The organism is Clostridium porci, from assembly GCF_009696375.1.
Lineage (GTDB): Bacteria > Bacillota > Clostridia > Lachnospirales > Lachnospiraceae > Enterocloster > Enterocloster porci.
This window is the reverse complement of sequence record NZ_VUMD01000021.1, coordinates 1-18,897: the sequence shown is the minus strand read 5'-3', so window position 1 is coordinate 18,897 and position 18,897 is coordinate 1. Positions and strand designations below refer to the sequence as shown.

General features: G+C 50.5%; 17 protein-coding genes and 2 pseudogenes. 12 read left to right on the top strand and 7 right to left on the bottom strand.

All coding sequences use genetic code 11. From position 1 onward, the window contains the following. Nucleotides 1-18: 18 nt before the first annotated feature. Complete coding sequence (locus FYJ39_RS17480; RefSeq protein ID WP_154473700.1) at nt 19-966, bottom strand: site-specific integrase; 948 nt, start codon at nt 964-966, stop codon at nt 19-21. A gap of 260 nt (nt 967-1,226) precedes the next feature. On the opposite strand from FYJ39_RS17480, the gene FYJ39_RS17475 reads away from it, so the two are divergent. Next, nucleotides 1,227-2,222 (top strand): restriction endonuclease subunit S, encoded by a 996-nt coding sequence (locus FYJ39_RS17475; RefSeq protein ID WP_154473699.1) that lies wholly within the window; start codon nt 1,227-1,229, stop codon nt 2,220-2,222. Here the strand turns inward: FYJ39_RS17475 and FYJ39_RS17470 are convergent. Further along, nucleotides 2,215-2,811: a restriction endonuclease subunit S gene (locus tag FYJ39_RS17470; RefSeq protein WP_154473698.1), complete on the bottom strand. Its 597-nt coding sequence runs from the start codon at nt 2,809-2,811 to the stop codon at nt 2,215-2,217. The genes FYJ39_RS17475 and FYJ39_RS17470 overlap by 8 nt on opposite strands. 232 nt (nt 2,812-3,043) lie before the next feature. Between FYJ39_RS17470 and FYJ39_RS17465 the strand changes: the two genes are divergently transcribed. Next, nucleotides 3,044-4,171, top strand: coding sequence for a restriction endonuclease subunit S (locus FYJ39_RS17465; protein WP_154473697.1), 1,128 nt, complete (start codon nt 3,044-3,046; stop codon nt 4,169-4,171). Here FYJ39_RS17465 and FYJ39_RS17460 read toward each other — a convergent pair. The 4 genes from FYJ39_RS17460 to FYJ39_RS17445 all read right to left on the bottom strand — a co-directional run bounded on the left by FYJ39_RS17460 (nt 4,164) and on the right by FYJ39_RS17445 (nt 9,998). Then, nucleotides 4,164-5,369: a restriction endonuclease subunit S gene (locus FYJ39_RS17460; RefSeq protein ID WP_154473696.1), complete on the bottom strand. Its 1,206-nt coding sequence runs from the start codon at nt 5,367-5,369 to the stop codon at nt 4,164-4,166. The genes FYJ39_RS17465 and FYJ39_RS17460 overlap by 8 nt on opposite strands. Nucleotides 5,370-5,371: 2 nt before the next feature. Then, the gene (locus tag FYJ39_RS17455; protein WP_154473695.1) at nt 5,372-6,940 is read right to left on the bottom strand and encodes a type I restriction-modification system subunit M; all 1,569 of its coding nucleotides are present in this window, start codon (nt 6,938-6,940) and stop codon (nt 5,372-5,374) included. A gap of 12 nt (nt 6,941-6,952) precedes the next feature. Beyond that, on the bottom strand, nt 6,953-9,718 hold the full coding sequence (locus FYJ39_RS17450) for a type I restriction endonuclease subunit R (protein ID WP_154473694.1): 2,766 nt from the start codon (nt 9,716-9,718) through the stop codon (nt 6,953-6,955). A gap of 76 nt (nt 9,719-9,794) precedes the next feature. Further along, complete coding sequence (locus FYJ39_RS17445; RefSeq protein WP_004070719.1) at nt 9,795-9,998, bottom strand: helix-turn-helix domain-containing protein; 204 nt, start codon at nt 9,996-9,998, stop codon at nt 9,795-9,797. 141 nt (nt 9,999-10,139) lie between these two features. Between FYJ39_RS17445 and FYJ39_RS17440 the strand changes: the two are divergent. The 5 genes and pseudogenes from FYJ39_RS17440 to FYJ39_RS17420 form a co-directional block, all read left to right on the top strand. After that, nucleotides 10,140-10,310 (top strand): annotated as a pseudogene (locus FYJ39_RS17440) (recombinase family protein); the annotation flags it as partial. Nucleotides 10,311-10,627: 317 nt separating this feature from the next. Continuing rightward, nucleotides 10,628-11,530, top strand: coding sequence for a ParB/RepB/Spo0J family partition protein (locus FYJ39_RS17435; RefSeq protein WP_074663217.1), 903 nt, complete (start codon nt 10,628-10,630; stop codon nt 11,528-11,530). A 53-nt stretch (nt 11,531-11,583) separates the two neighbouring features. Further along, nucleotides 11,584-12,084, top strand: a complete 501-nt coding sequence (locus FYJ39_RS17430) for a hypothetical protein (protein WP_074663215.1) — start codon at nt 11,584-11,586, stop codon at nt 12,082-12,084. Nucleotides 12,085-12,141: 57 nt separating this feature from the next. Continuing rightward, entirely contained in the window at nt 12,142-12,621 is a 480-nt protein-coding gene (locus FYJ39_RS17425; protein WP_154467155.1) for a PcfB family protein, read from the top strand. Next, nucleotides 12,618-14,369, top strand: a complete 1,752-nt coding sequence (locus FYJ39_RS17420; protein ID WP_154467154.1) for a VirD4-like conjugal transfer protein, CD1115 family — start codon at nt 12,618-12,620, stop codon at nt 14,367-14,369. Before FYJ39_RS17425 ends, FYJ39_RS17420 begins: the two co-directional genes overlap by 4 nt. 3 nt (nt 14,370-14,372) lie before the next feature. Here the strand turns inward: FYJ39_RS17420 and FYJ39_RS17415 are convergent, their stop codons facing one another. Then, nucleotides 14,373-14,534 (bottom strand): hypothetical protein, encoded by a 162-nt coding sequence (locus tag FYJ39_RS17415; RefSeq protein WP_207708709.1) that lies wholly within the window; start codon nt 14,532-14,534, stop codon nt 14,373-14,375. Between the two features lie 65 nt (nt 14,535-14,599). Between FYJ39_RS17415 and FYJ39_RS17410 the strand changes: the two genes are divergently transcribed. The 5 genes and pseudogenes from FYJ39_RS17410 to FYJ39_RS17390 all read left to right on the top strand — a co-directional run. Continuing rightward, entirely contained in the window at nt 14,600-14,818 is a 219-nt protein-coding gene (locus FYJ39_RS17410) for a Maff2 family mobile element protein (protein WP_074661559.1), read from the top strand. A gap of 209 nt (nt 14,819-15,027) precedes the next feature. Further along, complete coding sequence (locus FYJ39_RS17405; protein ID WP_074661564.1) at nt 15,028-15,246, top strand: Maff2 family mobile element protein; 219 nt, start codon at nt 15,028-15,030, stop codon at nt 15,244-15,246. 88 nt (nt 15,247-15,334) lie between these two features. Next, on the top strand, nt 15,335-16,201 hold the full coding sequence (locus FYJ39_RS17400) for a VirB6/TrbL-like conjugal transfer protein, CD1112 family (protein ID WP_074661567.1): 867 nt from the start codon (nt 15,335-15,337) through the stop codon (nt 16,199-16,201). Nucleotides 16,202-16,219: 18 nt separating this feature from the next. Further along, the gene (locus FYJ39_RS17395; protein WP_074661750.1) at nt 16,220-16,663 is read left to right on the top strand and encodes a PrgI family protein; all 444 of its coding nucleotides are present in this window, start codon (nt 16,220-16,222) and stop codon (nt 16,661-16,663) included. Then, a pseudogene (locus FYJ39_RS17390) lies at nt 16,635-18,770 on the top strand (VirB4-like conjugal transfer ATPase, CD1110 family); the annotation flags it as partial. The gene FYJ39_RS17395 and the pseudogene FYJ39_RS17390, both read left to right, overlap by 29 nt. Nucleotides 18,771-18,897 lie beyond the last annotated feature (127 nt).

Below are 18,897 nucleotides of genomic sequence, written 5' to 3'. Positions count from 1 at the left end.
GTTCCCGCCCGCTGATTTTTACAGAAGATCATTTAATAAGTTCATGCACTTGACTTTCTGTTGGAGATTTGCGCTGCCATAGACATTCAGCGTAAAGGACACATTCTTATGCCCCAAAATCTCGGAGAGAGATTTGATGTCAAACTCCGGTATTTCGATTGCCCGTACTGCGAAAGTGTGCCGGATCTCGTGGAACTTTACCTTTTGCAGCCTATTTCGTTTAAGAAAACGGGAAAAGAACTGCCTGTATGTGCGAGGTTCGGTTGGCTTGGTCTTACCGGTCAAGAAGTAATGGTTGGGGTTCTCAGTATAGAACTTCTTGATAATGTTCATCAGCAATGACGGTACGGGAATTGTTCGAGCTGATGTCTTGGTCTTCGGCGGTCCTATGTGCAGATAGGATTCACCCTTTTTCTTGTCATAGATGCGCTGGACGGTTTTGTTGATGCTGATGGTTTTATCCGTCAGCGAAATGTCCTTCATTTGCAAGCCGCAAAGTTCACCGATTCGCACCCCAGTAAACAGTGCAATGAGAATGCCAGCAGTCTTCCTATTCAGGTTCATGTAGATACACTGAATAAGAGCTTGCTCCTGATCTTTGGAGAGCGATACCACTTTCTTGACACCCAGTTCTTTTGGGTACTCTATCAAGTCCCAGTTGAGCAGTGGTATCGCCCGTTCCTTGTAGGCATACTCCATAGCGAGACGAAATACCAGAATTACATCTCGAATGGTCTTCACTGTGAGACCACCAGACTTGTCCAACCGCCCGGATTCATAGAGATACGATATGTAGCTTTGAATGTCCTGCTCGGTGATGCTGCCAATCTTCCGTTTGCCGAAGTGCGGTATCAAGTGGTTTTCGGCTATTAGCGTGAAGCTGGCATGGGTTGACGGTGTGATCATCGGCTTCTTTTGATTTAGCCAAGTGTTCAACAGCGTCTTAAATTGTGTATTATTAGTCATATTGACCACCTCCACAGATATTATCTGATGGAGAAATAATCAGGGCATTATAAACCTCAAGTAACGGTCTCGAAAAGCGTCCGAAGCTTCGCTTTCCGGGCTTTGACGAGCCGTGGAGAGCCGAGAGATTATCTGACTTCGCAGATCGTGTAACACGGAAGAACAGCAAAAACGAAACTGATCTTCCTTTAACTATTTCCTCAAAAGATGGTCTTGTTGATCAGGTAAGCTACTTCAATAAGACGGTTGCGAGTAAAGACATGAGTGGGTACTATCTGCTCAAAAATGGCGAGTTTGCTTACAACAAGAGCTATTCCGTGGGGTATGACTTTGGCTCTATCAAACGGCTGGATCGTTATCCGATGGGGGCTTTATCAACGCTTTACATCTGTTTTGCACTCAAAAGGCACGAAAGCGACTTCATCAAAGCCTATTTCGACTCTCTGAAATGGTATAGGGAAATATACATGATCTCTGCCGAAGGTGCAAGAAATCATGGTCTGTTGAATGTTCCAACCGAAGAGTTCTTTGACACAAAACATTATCTGCCAGAAAACACCGATGAGCAAAGAAAGATTGCAGACTTCCTTATCGCATTGGATCGTCGCATCGAGACGCAGCAGTCCCTCGTAGATAACCTCAAGAAGTATAAAAGAGGATTGCATAAGCTTGTTTTTATCAAAAACCGGAAGCCTTCTTGGGAAAAGTCAGCTCTTCATGATATTGCTTCGTTTTGCGGAGGGGGAACACCCTCAAAGGATGTTTCTTCTTATTGGGATGGTGAGATCGGCTGGATTTCATCATCTGACATACAAGAAGAGTGGATAGACGATATTTCCGTGACTCGAAGAATAACAAAAAAGGCGATTGATAATTCAGCCACAAAACTATGCCCCGAAGGAACAATAGCTATTGTCTCACGAGTAGGCGTGGGAAAAGTTGCAATAATACCTGAAAGTCTCTGTACAAGTCAAGATTTTACCAACATAACTTCTATCACAGGGAACACACACTACATGGCATATCAAATTGCATTTAGGATGAAACTTGAAGCCATGAAAACACAAGGAACATCCATCAAAGGGGTTACAGCCGATACAATAAAGTCAATGGGGGTGGACATTCCCCCTTTAGAAGAGCAGAAAAAGATTGCGGACATGCTCACTGCTTTTGACTCTTATATCAAGCGAGCAGTTTATGAGCTGGATATTTTTCTTACTATGAAGAAGGCATTGTTGCAACAGCTCTTTATATGAAGAGCTGCTGCATCAGACCGGAACGGAGTGTAATAAGATTCTCCATTAGCATGATTGAACTGTTGATACGCCGATCCATTGTGTTAAGGAAATCGACAACCACTAATTGTGAGCCTTCATCTGGTATATCAAAAATCAGATTTTTAATTATTTCGGCTGATAGGTTGCCTTGTCCACCTTGCAAATAGGTGTTTAGTATATCGTCCTTTCTGTCTTCGAGAAGGTACTTTAGATAAACCTTGTTTATCCAAGAAGGGCGAATACATAAAATCGCTTGATTGATCGCTCCATCAATCTTCGATATATCGACTTCTCCACTTGTTGCACCATATAAGGCAATTATCAAATCACCTTTTGAAACCATCTTCGCAGAGGAATACTTCAAACCGTCATCGGTCAAAAAGAGTTCTGTTTTATCACTGTGAATCTCGCCGGAACGAATAAACGGAATTGCACCACCATAAAAACTGCTGTCGGTTGATTTTGGTGTACCTCCCGAAAAGAAGGTGCATTCGTCACCTAAGCGAACAGATTTCCATTTTGTTGTTTCAGAAAAAAGGATGGCCTTATCTCTAAAAATAGCTCTCATGACACCTCTTTTATACTTCTGACTAAGTACGCAGAAAAGCTATATGAAAGACGAAAATCCCTTGCAATAGCGGAAACGCTCTGCTACTGCAAGGGATTTTGCTTTATGTTCTTGCCACTATTCAGTTGGAAAAAAGACCTCAAGTAACGGTCTCGAAAAGCGTCCGAAGCTCAGGTTTCCGGGCTTTGATGAGCCGTGGGAGAACCGCAAGTTTAGCGCTGTATTCTCTTTTTTGCAAAACAATACTCTTTCACGATCTGAACTTGATACAGCCGGGAAGGTATTAAATATCCATTACGGCGATGTTCTAATAAAATACGGAAGCGTTCTTGATGCTTCTGACCAAACAATTCCTTACATTGTACCCGGAAACGAGAGTCCAAACTATGTCCATCTTCAAGATGGAGATGTTGTTATTGCAGACACAGCCGAAGATGAGACCGTTGGGAAAACCACCGAGATATATAATGTTTTGGGAAGCAAGATTGAGGCTGGACTTCATACAATTCCATGCAGACCTATAATTCCATTTGCTCCGAAGTATCTCGGATATTACATGAACACACCATGCTATCATAAGCAGCTTATACCACTTATGCAGGGTATTAAGGTTTTATCCGTGAGTAAAGGGAACATTTCAAAAACCGAAATCTCAGCACCAAACTCCCTTGAAGAACAGGAAAAAATCAGTTCTCTCTTGTATCTGCTGGATCAAAGGGCTGCAATTCAAAGTAAGATAATAGAAGCCCTCAAGAAGTATAAAAGAGGACTGTTAATGCACTATTTTTCCGATGATAGAACACAGCAATGGACGCACTACTCCATATCACAAATAGGCAAAGTCATAACCGGAAGTACGCCCCCAACTAATGATAGAAGTAATTATGACGGTGAACTCTTATTCTGTTCACCGGGGGATGTTGGAGAAGAAAAGTATATCTCGTCCACCGAAAAGAGAGTATCACCGAAGGGATTTGCTTTAGGTAGACCACTACCACCCAATTCTGTTATCGTAACTTGTATCGGACTTATTGGAAAACTTGGTATTGCAACAACCGGTATGATTACAAATCAGCAAATCAACGCTCTTGTTGTTTCGGAAGGCTTCGATCATGAGTTCATTTATTATGCTTTTGAGAACTTCTTTCCAGAATACCGAAGCAAGGTCTCAATGCAAACCCTTCCTATTCTGAGTAAATCGGAGTTTGAGAAGCTAATAATTAAAGCCCCTGTTCTTGATGTCCAACTGAAAATAAGTAGCCATTTGGCATCAATGGACAGAAGAATTGAGCATACGCAGAAAGAACTCAATTTGCTTTTTGAGCAGCGCAGAGGCATTATTCAGCAGCTCTTTATATGAAGAGCTGCTGTAAGAGGCTGCTCTTCAGTTGAACCAAGAGAGAAGCCTCTTTTTCCTCGGAAGCAATTAGTGTATCAACTGTGCTTAGTAACTTTACAATCTTGTCCTGCTGTGGCTTTTCTGGGACAGGAATAATACACTCTGACAAAGCCGACTTGCTTATTTCACGAAATGTGTTTCCTGATGAGTATTTCTCACACCAAGGCTTAATAATGATTTGCATATAATACAGGTACTCGGAAGAAACTCGGCTCGTGAGGGGTATCAGCGACTGAAAGCCCTGATTGGTAGAACACTCTTTTTCTGCAATAGACATCTCGCCTAATGTCGCACGAGTTGTTAATAGCACTGTTCCGGCAGGGAGAAGTTTTGCAGATGAATTACTTAGACCCTCGTTGCTTAATTTGCGAACACTGCTATTTACATATTTCGTTTTTCCGATTTCCGAAGGTGTAAACCACTCTACGGAGTTTCCCCAATATTCGCCGTGTAAGGTGTCGGGTGTTCCGCCTCCTATAATTTTGCAAACCGATCCGAGTTTGCAGTTATAGCTTTCTTCAATCTGAGAAAGAAGCCTTCGATTTAGTCCTCTTTTATACTTCTTGAGAGTTTCGATTAGTTTCTGTTGTGTTGCAATTCGCCTGTCAATACTTTCAAGAAGGCTTAGTATTTTTTGTTGTTCATCTAAAGCCGGAAATGTAACGCTAATTTTTGATAATTCTTCTGCCCGAACATGAACAACAGACTTTCCCTGAGCGACACTTGAAATTTGTTTGTTTACTTTGTTTTTTACACAAAAACTAACAAATCTACCATCAATCTGCTCGGTTCTGTAAATAAGAAGATCCCCTGCGAGGATTACATCAGGTATCATAATACATGACGCAGTTGCTATATCTTCCGGCGTTTCGCCGGAGGTAGGCATTATTACATCTCCTATTTTACTATAAAACTGATGTTCAACGGTTTTATCTGTTTTTCTTTTTACAGAATTAGTGACTTCTGAATAAGTTGTATATAGTTCCCCGTACAAAATAAAGGGAGTCCCTTCATCAGAAATGTCAGCTTTGGATAATGGCGCACCTTTTATGAATGTACCCATTTCACCCAATTTCCGTGTCATCCACGGCTCATCAAAGCCCGGAAACCTGAGCTTCGGACGCTTTTCGAGACCGTTACTTGAGGATACATTTGCCATAATTATTTGCCCTCCACTTCAAACGGGAAATCAAGTCCCAGTTCGTCAAAAAACGGTTTCAGCTTTGCATCAATCTCCTTGATTTCACTTTGCAGTTTGCGGATCTCTGCAGCTACTTCGTTCAGGTCAATTTCTTCTTCCGGCTCAAAGGTATCAACATATCGGGGAATATTGAGGTTGAAACCGTTCTCTTCAATCTCCTGCATGGTTGCAACATGAGCATACTTGTCCACATCTTCACGGCGCTCATAGGTCTCGACAATCTTATCAATGTCGCACTCACGGAGAATATTCTGGTTCTTGCCAGCTTCAAAATCATTGGAAGCATCAATGAACAGAATGTTGTCGGAATTTCCGTTGCGCTCTCTCTTGAGAACAAGGACACACACCGGAATACCTGTGCCGAAGAAGAGGTTCGCAGGGAGACCGATCACGGCATCCAGCACATTCAATTTCTGAATGAGATGCTTGCGAATTACTTCCTCGGCAGCTCCACGGAACAAGACACCATGAGGCAGCAGCACAACAGCTCGTCCGTCCTCGTCCATGTGATGTACCATGTGCTGCACAAAAGCAAAGTCAGCCTTGCTCTTCGGGGCAAGCTTGCCGTATTCGTTGAACCGGGGATCTTCCATGAAACTCAGATCGCCAGACCATTTTGCAGAATACGGAGGATTGGCAACCTGAACACGGAACTTCATGTCACCGAAGTAGTCATGCTCCAAAGTGTCACCGTTGTAGATATTGAAATTGCGGTAAGGAATGCCACGAAGGATCATATTCATTCGGGCAAGGTTGTAGGTGGTGGAAGTAAGCTCCTGACCATAGTAGTTACGCACATTTGCATAGTTTTTGAGGCGCAGCAGAAGAGAGCCCGAGCCACAAGTGGGATCGGCTGCGTCCTTGACATCCGTTAGTCCAAGACAAGCCAGACGGCACAGCAACTCGGCAGGACCTGAAGGAGTGTAGAATTCGCCAGCCTTCTTACCGGCTGTTGCAGCGAATTGCCCGATCAGATACTCATAGGCATTGCCAAGAACATCAATCTTTGTGTCTTCTACTCCGAAGTTGATTTCGTCCAGAGAGGCAATGATTTTTGCCATGACAGCACTTCTGTCTTTGACGGTATGCCCCAGTTTAGTAGAGTCGAGCTGCATATCAGAAAACAGCCCGTCGAAGTCCTCTTGAGAATCATTGCCAAGTGTGGACTCCATAAGGGCATTGATTGCTTTTTGCAAAAACTCAATGTCAAAAGAACGGTTCTCAACCATCTTGACCATCTTGCGGAACAGGAATTGCGGCTCAATGATGAAGCCCAAGTCACGAAGAGCTTCTTCTACAACGGCTTCCTTGTATTCCTCATCAGCCCATGCGTCTTCATAGCTGATGCCATCGTCTTTCAGAAGATTCGCCATGTACTTCTCTGTACGGTCAGACAGATAATAGTAGAAAATCATGCCCAAGATGTAGTTCTTAAACTCATACGCCTCCATATTACCCCGGAGTGCGTTTGCCATCGCCCAAAGCTTATTGCAAAGCTCTTTTTGGTGCGCCTGAATACTGTTGTCCATTTTACATTCTCCTTATTGAAATTTTTCGGTGTGCTGCCGGATAAAGTCTACAATTCTGTTCACCAGAGAGCGTTTTTTCAGCAGCGGCATTGGTTTTTCGATACGGTCACGGATGTTACCGGCATCCATCGTGCCGGAAAACTCATATTCCGAGATGAAGTCGGTCAGCATAGTTGGATCAATTTCTTCTGTATGAGCAAAGGCGACAATTTCTTCACGCTTTGCCTCATTTTCAAAGTCATTGTAGGCAGCGTCGATCTCATCTGCACTTTCCAGCCCAACGACAACACGATCCAAGAAAGCTTGCAGAATCTCCACCTTGCGGAGTAACTGCGGATTATCGGTTCTTCCCAGTTCTTCCTTGATGTGCTTAATATCATAGTCCTTCTGTTTGGCATCATCGAAGTGAATGTTGCGGATAAGGTTCATGATATAGGCAACATTGATTCGGTCACTTTCCATCAGCTCAATACAGAAATCCACATCGTTCAGGACGGAAACAACTTCACGATCTTTCTTTTGCTTTGCGTAAAGCATCAGATACTTGCTCTTATAGTCCTGATATTCCTGCTCACTCATGATGAGAGAGTCATGGTCGAAGCTGAACTCAATGAAGGTTTGAAGTGATTGCAAATACTTGGTCAGCTCCCGGAATGTCTCAACGAAAAGTTTCTGGTCATCCTCGTTCTGCATGGTGTCAATATCCGCTGGAGTTTTCGCTATTTCTTTCAAACGGGTAACCATTTCATTGTACTTCTCGACGAAATAGGGATAGTCGGGAACAACAATACCAGAAGTATCATGGCTCTGAGAAAATAGGGTAAGAGCGTCATCTGTCCTCTTTTTCAGATTGCGGTAGCAGATGATAATACCAAAGGGTTTCGTTTCCTTTTCAACACGGTTGGTTCGTGAATAGGCTTGCAGTAGGTCATGGTATTTCAAATCCTTGTCCACATAAAGAACGGATAACTGCTTGCTGTCAAAGCCGGTCAGGAACATATTTACTACAAGAAGGATGTCCAGAGACTTGGTTTTCTTTCCCTTCACACGGTCTGAAATGTCCTTATGATAGGCTGAGAAGGTGTCCGTCGAGAAATTGGTGCTGTACATCTCGTTATAGTCTTTGATGATCCGTTCCAGAGCGTCCCGACTATGCTCATCTTTACCTTCTGCTTCTTCGTTCTGTCCATAGGAGAAGATACCGCTGATATTCAGGTCATGATTGATCTTCTTGAAGATGTCATAGTATTTAACCAGAGCTTCAATCGAAGAGACAGCAAAGATGGCGGTGTATTGACCGTTTCTTGTCTTCGCCTTATGGTTTTGGACAATGTGGTTTGCGATCATCGACATCCGTTCCTCGGACATATAGAGTTCGCCTACATCAATCCCATCTGCCATTGTGGGATCGTCCCAGTCGAAATCACCCTCCATCGTCTTGATATACTCAATATGGAAACCAAGAACATTGTTGTCGAAGATAGCATCCTTGATGAGATAATTATGTACGCATTCCCCAAACAGCATTTCTGTGGTCTGTGTGATTTTTCCCTCTGTTTTCCCGTTCACTTCGAAACGGGGTGTGCCGGTAAAGCCGAAGAATTGTGCCTTCTGGAAATGCCGCACGATGTCCTTGTGCATATCTCCGAACTGACTGCGGTGGCACTCATCGATGATGAAGACAACTTTCTCGTCCTTATAGGAATCCATAACTTTTGCGTATTGAGGACGCTTCACAGCGTTCGCCATCTTCTGCATCGTTGTGACGATGAGCTGTCGGTTTTTGTCCTGCATCTGTTTTACAAGGACATCAGTTCTATCGGTGGCATCAACAGAACCAGCTTCAAATTTGTTGAACTCTTCTGTGGTTTGGGAGTCCAAATCCTTCCGGTCAACAAGGAAGATAACCTTTTTGATATTGGGGTTGGCTGCGAGGATTTGTGCTGTCTTAAAGGAAGTCAGCGTCTTTCCTGCGCCGGTTGTATGCCAAACATAGGCGTTGCGGTTAGTGAGAGTGGCTTGCCGGACAAGAGCCTCTACTGCATACACCTGATAGGGACGCATCACCATGAGCAGCTTGTCCGTGTCATTCAGGATGGTGTATCTCGTCAGCATCTTGATAATATGGTCTCTGGCAAGGAAGGAGATAGAGAACTCTTTCAGATTGGTGATACGCACATTGTTGAAGTCCGTCCAGAAGAAGGCAAGACTGTGAAGCATATCTCTGTCGGAGTTGGCAAAGTATTTTGTATCAACGCCATTGGACACAACGAAAAGCTGAATGAAGTGGTACAGTCCATTGTAGGAATGCTTTTTATAGCGCATCACTTGGTTGACAGCTTCTCGAATATCTATGCCACGCCGCTTCAACTCCACTTGAATGAGAGGAAGTCCATTGACAAGGATCGTCACATCATAACGATTGACATACTTCCCAACAACGGTTGTCTGGTTGGTTACTTGAAAAATGTTCTTTGTGTGGTCGGCATCGAAGAAGGAGAGGTACACTTTCGTTCCGTCCTCACGCTCCAGCACGAACTTATCTCGAAGTATTTTTGCGCTCTGGAAAACAGATTTTCCAAGCATGATGTTGAATACACGCTCCCATTCTTTGTCTGTTAAAGGATGGTCGAGCTTTGCCGCATTGAAGGTTGCAAATTGTATTTTGAAATTTTCGAGTAGTGCATCGTAATCAGGAATAGACACAGGATTGTATCCCTGTTTATTTAGTTGCTCTATAAATTGCTGTTCAAGAGCTGCTTCGCTTTGGTATGACATATCTTCAACTCCTATACTTGAGGATTCTTTTACAAAACAGATTGCTTTTTAAGAAAGCCCATTTTTATTTTCAAACTTATTCGTCAACAAATTCCATGATGTCATCTATTGTGCAATTCAATGCCATGCAAATTTTTCCTAAAACATCCGTGGTTACATTGTCGCCGTGATTTAATTTATTGATAGTATAATGACTAATTCCAGCAGCTTTTTCTAAATCTCTTTTTTTCATATCTTGATCAATTAGCATTTTCCAGAGTTTTTTATAGCTTACTTTCATTCCTATGCCTCCATTCAAGGAAAATCATAACTACCCACAGTATAGCACTATTGTTATAAAAACTCAAATATTGTGTTTGCTATCGCTGTAATATAATTCGAAAAAATAGCTGTATTTCTAAAGAGAAAACACCCTTGACAAATCTCATCTCAGAAGCGTATCCTTGAAACCTACGCAAAACAGAATGGCTTTACGAACCTGCGCTGGTACACGGACAACGGTTATTCTGGGGCAAATTTCCAAAGACCTGGCTTTCAGTCTACGCTTGCAGACATTGAAGCGGGGCTTGTCGGCACAGTCATTGTCAAGGATGATTGTGTTATTTTAGAACTAAACGCAGAAAGCCCCTAAAAATGCGGGTTTTGTGGTGTTGGTTCTGTTTTTTGACCCAAAACAGAGGATAACAAGAGCGCAGGGCGGCGCAAGGAGGGTAGAACGCCCACAATCAAACAAAGCAAGACTTCATAGAGCGGGTATCGCCGTTGGAGAAATCCAGCGGTCGGTATCCGCTCTTTTTTTGCGTCCGCAGACTGGTACATAGGCGTGTATCCTGCCCCGCTGGGGGGCTGGGGTACACGCCTTTTTTCTTTTTCCCATAAACCCACATTGAGAAAGCGAGGTGAACACAAATGCCAAGAGCAAAGAAAAAAGAGGCGGAGGCACCGGCTGAGGCCGTGACGGAGACCGTCCAGCGGATGCCCCTCTCCCAACTGCACCCCTTTGAAGGGCATCCCTTCAAGGTGCTGGATGACGATGCTATGACGGAGACCGTAGAGAGCATCCGGCAGATGGGCGTTGCCAATCCCCTCATCGTGCGCCCGGACCAGGACGGCGGGTATGAGATCATCTCCGGCCACCGCCGCCACCACGCCGCAGAACTGGCAGGGCTGGACACCATCCCCGTCATTGTCCGGGAACTGGACGATGACGCCGCCGTCATCATGATGGTGGACTCCAACCTCCAGCGGGAGAACATCCTGCCCAGCGAGAGGGCAAAAGCCTACAAGATGAAGCTGGAGGCTTTGAAGCATCAGGGGAGCCGGACCGACCTAACTTGTGAGCAAGACGCGCACAAGTTGGACGGGAAAAAATCCAGGGACATCATCGCGGAACAAGCCGGTACGAGCAAGGACTCTGTGCGCCGCTTTATCCGCCTGACAGAACTGATCCCCGAAATCCTGGATATGGTGGACGAGAAGAAAATCTCCATGACGCCCGCCGTGGAGCTGTCCTACCTGAAGCCGGAGGAACAGCGGAACTTCCTGGAGGCGATGGACTACGCCCAGGCCGCACCCTCTGTGTCGCAGGCCCAGCGCATGAAGAAAAAGAGCCAGGAGAGCGGCTGCACCCTGGACGATATGTGCAGCATCATGGACGAGGTGAAGAAGGACGACCTGGGGCAGATCGCTTTCAGGACCAGCGACCTCCAGAAGTTCTTCCCCAAGTCCTACACGCCCAGGCAGATGAGCGATACCATCCTCCGCCTGCTGGAGCAGTGGCAGAGGCGGCGGCAGCGGGACCAGCAGCGGTGACACGCCCCCTTTTGCGGGGCGCATTTTTTATGAAAAAAAGGAGTTTTACGCTTATGAACAGTATCCACTTTCACTTCAACGGTGATGTGAACATCAACCTGTCCATGCCCGACAGGGCGGACAGGCCCGGCTACAAAAAGCTGGTGGACTCCCTGGAGGACTATCTGCACGACGCGGCGGAGGAGGCCGCCGTCACGGAGGCCGAGGCGGACTCCATCGTGATGGTGATGCGCCCGGACAAGACCCCGGAGGTCATGCAGGAGACCCAGTGCTGGGACGAGATCGAGAGCAAAGGCAAGTACGACTGCCTGGAGGTCGTGTCGGACGATGCCCTGGATGTGGCGGGGCTGGCTATCGTCTTTGACGGGCGTCGCGTCCTGAACCTGGGCAGGGAGCGGTATCTGCTCGGCCCCGTGATCGTCTACAAGTACGATGAGGACGGGGACGGCGTTTCCCTCTCTGCGGAGGATGTGATCGCCGCCGTGGTCTACTTTGCCGACCATACCGTGACCCTCTACGCCGATGGGAAGGACTTCCCGGCGTTCCACATCTGAGACCCCGGCGCATACCTCCAGTGCCAGTGCCGTTTCCGCAGAAAGGGGGAATGAGATTTGCAGGAGGAAGTAGAGAACAGGACCGTAAACCTGATGATAAGCACCAGCAAGCTGACCGGGCGGACACTGGTGGCGGCGTTCCGAAAATACTGCCAGCACCGGGCGCGGGTGAAGGCCGGCAGGGCGGCGGAGGGCGACCACGGAAAGATGACCGTGGAGAAGCTGATCCGCAAGGACCAGGGGGCGCAGCAGATCGACATCGCAAAGAGCGGCATCAAGGACTTTGAGCGGGTGCTGAACAAGTACGGCGTGGACTATGCCATCCGAAAGGATGTGTCCCAGGAGCCGCCCCGCTTTATGGTGTTCTTCAAGGCAAAGGACGCCGATGTGCTGACCGCCGCCTTCAAGGAGTATTCCGTGAAGCTGTCCCAGAAAGAGAAGCGGCCCAGCGTCCTGAAAGCCCTGGCGCACCTGAAGGAGCTTGCCAAGTCCATCCCCTCCAAGGTGCGGGAGAAGAACCAGGAGCGTGAGCGATGAACCAGAAAACAAAGAAACTCATCATCCTGAACATCCCCTATGCCATCATCGGGCTGTTCTGCTCCAATATCGGGGAAGCGTGGCGTATCGCGGAGGGTACGGACATCTCCACAAAGCTCCTCGGCTTTTTCACCTCGATGGGTACGGCGTGGGGGAACCCCATGCCCAGCTTCCACCCCTTCGACCTGTGCATCGGGCTTGCCATCGGCGCGGCGTTCCGGCTGGTGGTGTATGTGCGGAGCAAGAACGCCAAGAAATACCGCCACGGGGAGGAATACGGGAGCGCCAGATGGGGCGGCCCGAAGGACATCGAGCCGTTCGCGGACCCCGTGTTTGAGAACAATGTCATCCTGACACGGACGGAGAGCCTCACCATGAACAGCCGTCCCAAGGACCCCAAGACCGCCCGGAACAAGAACGTGCTGATCGTTGGCGGCTCCGGTAGCGGCAAGACCAGGTTCTGGCTCAAGCCCAACCTTTTACAGTGCCATAGTTCGTATGTCATCACTGATCCAAAAGGGGGGATCGTCGAGGAATGCGGGGCCGTCCTGGTGCGGAACAAGTACCGCATCAAGATTTTTAACACGATCAATTTCAAGAAGTCGATGCACTACAACCCCTTCGCCTATATCCACTCGGAGAAGGACATCCTGAAGCTGGTGACAACGCTGATGGTGAACACGCAGGGCGAGGGCAAGGGCGGGGACCAGTTCTGGGAGAAAGCCGAGAAGCTCCTTTACACGGCGCTCATCGCCTATATCCACTATATCGCGCCCGTGGAGGAGCAGAACTTCGGGACGCTCATCACCTTCCTGAACGCTATGGAAGTCCGGGAGGACGATGAGACGTTCCAGAACCCTATCGACCAGATGTTTGAGGCGCTGGAAAAGAAAGAGCCGGACCACTTCGCTGTCCGCCAATACCGGCTCTATAAGCTGGCGGCCGGCAAGACAGCAAAATCCATCCTCATCTCCTGCGGCGCTCGGCTGGCTCCCTTTGACATCGCCGAACTGCGGGAGATCACCCGGTATGACGAGCTGGAGCTGGACACCCTGGGGGACCGGAAGACCGCCCTGTTCCTCATCATGAGCGACACGGACAGCACCTTCAATTTCCTCATCAGCATGATCTACACCCAGCTTTTCAACCTGCTGTGCGAGAAGGCGGACGACCAGTACCACGGGCGGCTCCCGGTCCATGTGCGCTGCCTCATTGACGAGTGCGCCAACATCGGGCAGATACCGAACCTGGAGAAGCTGGTGGCGACCATCCGAAGCCGGGAAATATCGGCCTGCCTGGTCTTGCAGGCGCAGAGCCAGCTAAAGGCGATCTACAAGGACAACGCCGACACCATCATCGGCAACATGGACACCCGCATCTTCCTCGGCGGCAGTGAGCCGACCACCTTGAAGGAGCTTTCCGCCGCCCTGGGCAAGGAGACCATAGATATGTTCAACACCGGGGTGAGCAAGGGCAGCCAGGAGTCCCACAGCGTGAACTACCAGCGGACGGGCCATGAGCTTGCCAGCGTGGACGAGCTGGCGGTGCTGGACGGCGGCAAGTGCATCCTCCAGATCCGGGGCGTGAGGCCGTTTTTGTCGGACAAGTACGACTTGACGAAGCACCCCAATTTCCAGTACACGGCGGACTGTGACGAGAAGAACCGCTTCGACATCGAGAAGTTCCTGGACCACCGGCTGAAGCTGCGGGCGAAGGACGAATTTGAAGTGATCGACGCGGACGGATGAGCGTCACGCCGTAAAGCCCCCTCTGCGGGGCTTTTTCCATGTCCGGGCGTTCCCTCCCTGCACGGAACAGCGCCCGCCTGTAATGAAGCTGCCCCCACTCACCTTACGGCAGGCATCCAACAGGCGGGCTGACTGTGCGGGACGGCGGGCGCCCTTTTGCACCATCAAAACCATTCCACGAACCGGGCGGGGCAAAGGCTCCGCCCACTGTCTTGAAGGAGGACAAAGTTATGGCATTTTTCAACAGTGCGATCGGTGTTTTGCAGACCCTCGTTGTGGCGCTGGGCGCCGGCCTCGGCGTGTGGGGCGCGATCAACCTTCTGGAGGGCTACGGCAACGACAACCCCGGAGCCAAGAGCCAGGGCATGAAGCAGTTGATGGCGGGCGGAGGCGTCGCCCTCATCGGCATCACCCTCGTTCCCCTGCTCTCCGGCCTGTTCACCGCCTGACGCTGGCATCCCGCCCATAAGGGCGGCGGTTCTCCCCCTGGCCTGCCGGAAATGGAGCTGCCCCCACCCTTACAATGGCAGGCATCCATTCAGCGGGCCAGACTGGGAAAGCCGCATAAAACCGGGGGAATCCCGTGTTTTCGTAACCAAGCAGACCTGTTTCCGGGCGGGGGCATCTCCCGCCCACCGACTTTAAGGAGGACAAAAATATGGCATTTTTCAACAGTGCGATCAATGTGCTGCAGACCCTCGTTGTGGCGCTGGGCGCCGGCCTCGGCGTGTGGGGCGCGATCAACCTTCTGGAGGGCTACGGCAACGACAACCCCGGAGCCAAGAGCCAGGGCATGAAACAGTTGATGGCGGGCGGAGGCGTCGCCCTCATCGGTATCACCTTGGTCCCCCTGCTCTCCGGGCTGTTCACCGCCTGACACGGAGGCAGGACAAGGCCCGCTGTAACCAGGGCGGGGCGGCGCCCTGCCGCCCTGCCCCACCAGATGAAAGGACAAGGTATTTGATTTGGGCAGTATTCTTGACGCAATCGCGGAATGGCTCAAAGAGCTTCTGATCAGCGGGATCATGGGCAACCTCACAGGTGTTTTCGATTCGGTCAACTCCCGCGTGGGGGAGATCGCCATGGATGTGGGCATGACCCCGGCGAGCTTCTCCCCTGGCATCTTCTCCATGATACGCAGCGTATCGGAGACCGTCATCATCCCCATAGCGGGGCTGATCCTCACCTTCATTGCCTGTTACGAGCTGATCCAGCTCATCATTGAGCATAACAACCTCTCGAACTTCGAGACATGGATCATCTTCAAGTGGATATTCAAGACCTTCGTGGCTGTCACGCTCATCTCCAACTGCTTCAACATCGTGATGGCGGTCTTTGATGTCTGCCAGAGCGTGATCTCCCAGAGCGGGGGCATCATCGGCGCGTCCACATCGGTCAGCGATGAGGCCATCGCCGCGATGGAGGCCACGCTCTCGACCTACGGCGTGGGTACGCTTTTGGGCATCTACCTGATGAGCTTTGTGATACAGCTCACCCTCTGGATACTCTCCATCGTGATCTTCGTCATCGTCTACGGCCGTATGATAGAGGTGTATTTGATGACAAGCCTCGCGCCCATCCCGCTCTCTACCTTCGGGAACCGGGAACAGAGCCAGACCGGGCAGAACTACCTCCGCTCCCTGTTCGCCCTGGGCTTCCAGGGCTTCCTCATCATCATCTGTGTCGGCATCTACGCTGTGCTGATACAGTCCATCTCGTTCACTTCGGATATAGTCGGCTCCCTCTGGGGCGTGGTGGGGTACACGGTCCTGCTGGTGTTCACCCTGTTCAAGACCGGGGGCCTTGCCCGAAGCGTACTGAACGCCCATTGACCGGGAAAGGAGGTCATCATGGCAGCGTATATTTCCATCCCCCGCGACCTGACGCGGGTAAAGACCAAGGTGTTCTTTGGGCTGACGAAGCGGCAGCTCGTCTGCTTCGGCGCGGCGGCGCTCATCGGCGTCCCTGCGTTCTTCCTGATGAAACGCTCCGGCAACACCAGCCTCGCCGTCATGGGGATGATCGTCCTCATGCTCCCGCTGTTCTTCCTCGCCATGTACGAGAAGGACGGCCAGCCGCTGGAGGCGGTGGCGCGGCATTTCATCCAGGCGAAGTTCATCCGCCCGAAGGTCCGTCCCTATGCGACCAACAACTATTACTCTGCCCTCATGCGGCAGGACCAAGTGGAAAAGGAGGTACAGGCCATTGTTCAAAACGCAGAAAGGCGGGCGCGGGAAAGCGGAGCCGATCGCTCTCCCCGCAAGCCTGACAAAAGCGGAGAAAAAACAGATTAGGGCCATCATCGAGAAGGCCCGCAGGGATGACGGCACTCCCCGCACCGCCCAGCAGTCCATCCCGTTCCAGAGGATGTTCCCGGACGGCATCTGCCGTGTGACGGACAACTACTACACCAAGACCGTCCAGTTCAACGACATCAACTACCAGCTGGCCCAGCAGGAGGACAAGACGGCCATCTTCGAGGAGTGGTGCAGCTTCCTCAACTTCTTCGACAGTTCCATCCACTTTGAGCTGTCCTTCATGAACATGGCGACCGACGCGGAGAGCTTCGAGAAGTCCGTCCGCATCCCGCCTGCGGGGGACGCCTTTGACAGCGTCCGGGCGGAGTACAGCCAGATGCTGAAAAGCCAGCTTGCCAGGGGCAACAACGGCCTGACAAAGGCGAAGTACCTGACCTTCGGCATCGAGGCGGCCTCCATGCGGCAGGCGAAGCCCCGGCTGGACCATGTGGAGACGGACCTGCTCAACAACTTCAAGCGCATCGGCGTGACCGCCGCTGTGCTGAACGGGAAGGAGCGCCTGCGCCTGATGCACTCCATGTTCCACATGGGGGACCGTGACCCCTTCGCCTTCGAGTGGAAGTGGCTGGTGGAGTCCGGGCTTTCCGTGAAGGACTTCATCGCACCCGCCGCCTTTGCCTTCAACGGCCGGCGCACCTTCCAGGCGGGGGATATGTACGGGGCCATGTCGTTTTTGTCCATCACGGCCTCGGACATCAGCGACCGTATGCTGGCGGACATCCTGGACATCGACTCCAGCCAGATCGTCACCATGCACATCCAGTCCATCGACCAGAACAAGGCCATCAAGACGGTGAAGCACACCATCACGGAGCTGGACCGCAGCAAGATCGAGGAACAGAAGAAGGCCGTCCGCGCCGGGTACGACATCGACATCATCCCCTCCGACCTCGCCACCTACGGCAGGGACGCCAAGGCGCTGCTGAAGGAATTGCAGAGCCAGAACGAGCGGATGTTCATGGTGACGTTCCTGGTGATGAACACCGGGCGCACCGAGCAGGAGCTGGAGACCAATGTGTTCCAGTCCCAGAGCATCGCCCAGAAGCACAACTGCGTCCTGCGGCGGCTGGACTTCCAGCAGGAGCAGGGGCTGATGTCCTCCCTGCCGCTGGCGCAGAACCTCATCGAGATACAGCGGGGCCTTACCACCAGCTCCACCGCCATCTTCATCCCGTTCACCACGCAGGAGCTGTTTCAGGACCGGAAGGAGTCCCTCTACTACGGCCTGAACGCCCTTTCCAACAACCTCATTATGGTGGACAGGAAGGCTCTTAAAAACCCCAACGGGCTGATCCTTGGCACTCCCGGCTCCGGCAAGTCCTTCGCCGCCAAGCGGGAGATCGCCAACGCCTTCCTTGTGTCGGACGATGATGTCATCATCTGCGACCCGGAGGCGGAGTACGCGCCGCTGGTGGAGCGGTTCGGCGGGCAGATCATCAGGATCAGCCCGTCCAGCAGCCAGTATGTCAACCCGATGGACATCAACCTGAACTACTCCGAGGAGGACAACCCCGTGGCCCTGAAAGCCGACTTCATCCTCTCCCTGTGCGAGCTGGTGGTAGGCGGCAAGGAGGGCCTCCAGCCGGTGGAGAAAACGGTCATCGACCGCTGCGTCCACCAGATATACCAGAAGTATTTCGAGGACCCCAGGCCGGAGAATATGCCCCTCTTGCAGGACCTCTACGAGGCGCTCTTAAAGCAGGAGGAGAAGGAGGCCCGCCATGTGGCGACCGCCCTTGAAATTTATGTCACCGGCTCCCTGAACATCTTCAACCACCGCACTAATGTGGACATCACCAACCGCATCGTCTGCTTTGACATCAAGGACCTGGGCAAGCAGATGAAGAAGATCGGGATGCTGGTGGTGCAGGATCAGGTGTGGGGGCGCGTGACCCAGAACCGCAGCGCGGGCAAGGCCACCCGGTATTTCATGGACGAGTTCCATCTGCTCCTGAAGGAGGAGCAGACGGCGGCCTACTCCGTGGAGATTTGGAAACGGTTCCGCAAATGGGGAGGCATCCCCACCGGCATCACCCAGAATGTGAAGGACCTGCTCTCCAGCCGGGAAGTGGAGAACATCTTTGGTGCGACACGTTGACGCACAAACATCACGCTATGAGGGTAATACTTCATAGACTTATGGCCATGTGATGCTAAAAGCGTCGGGCTTATCTCGGCAGGGATGAGCAACAACTGATAACCCGATAGGT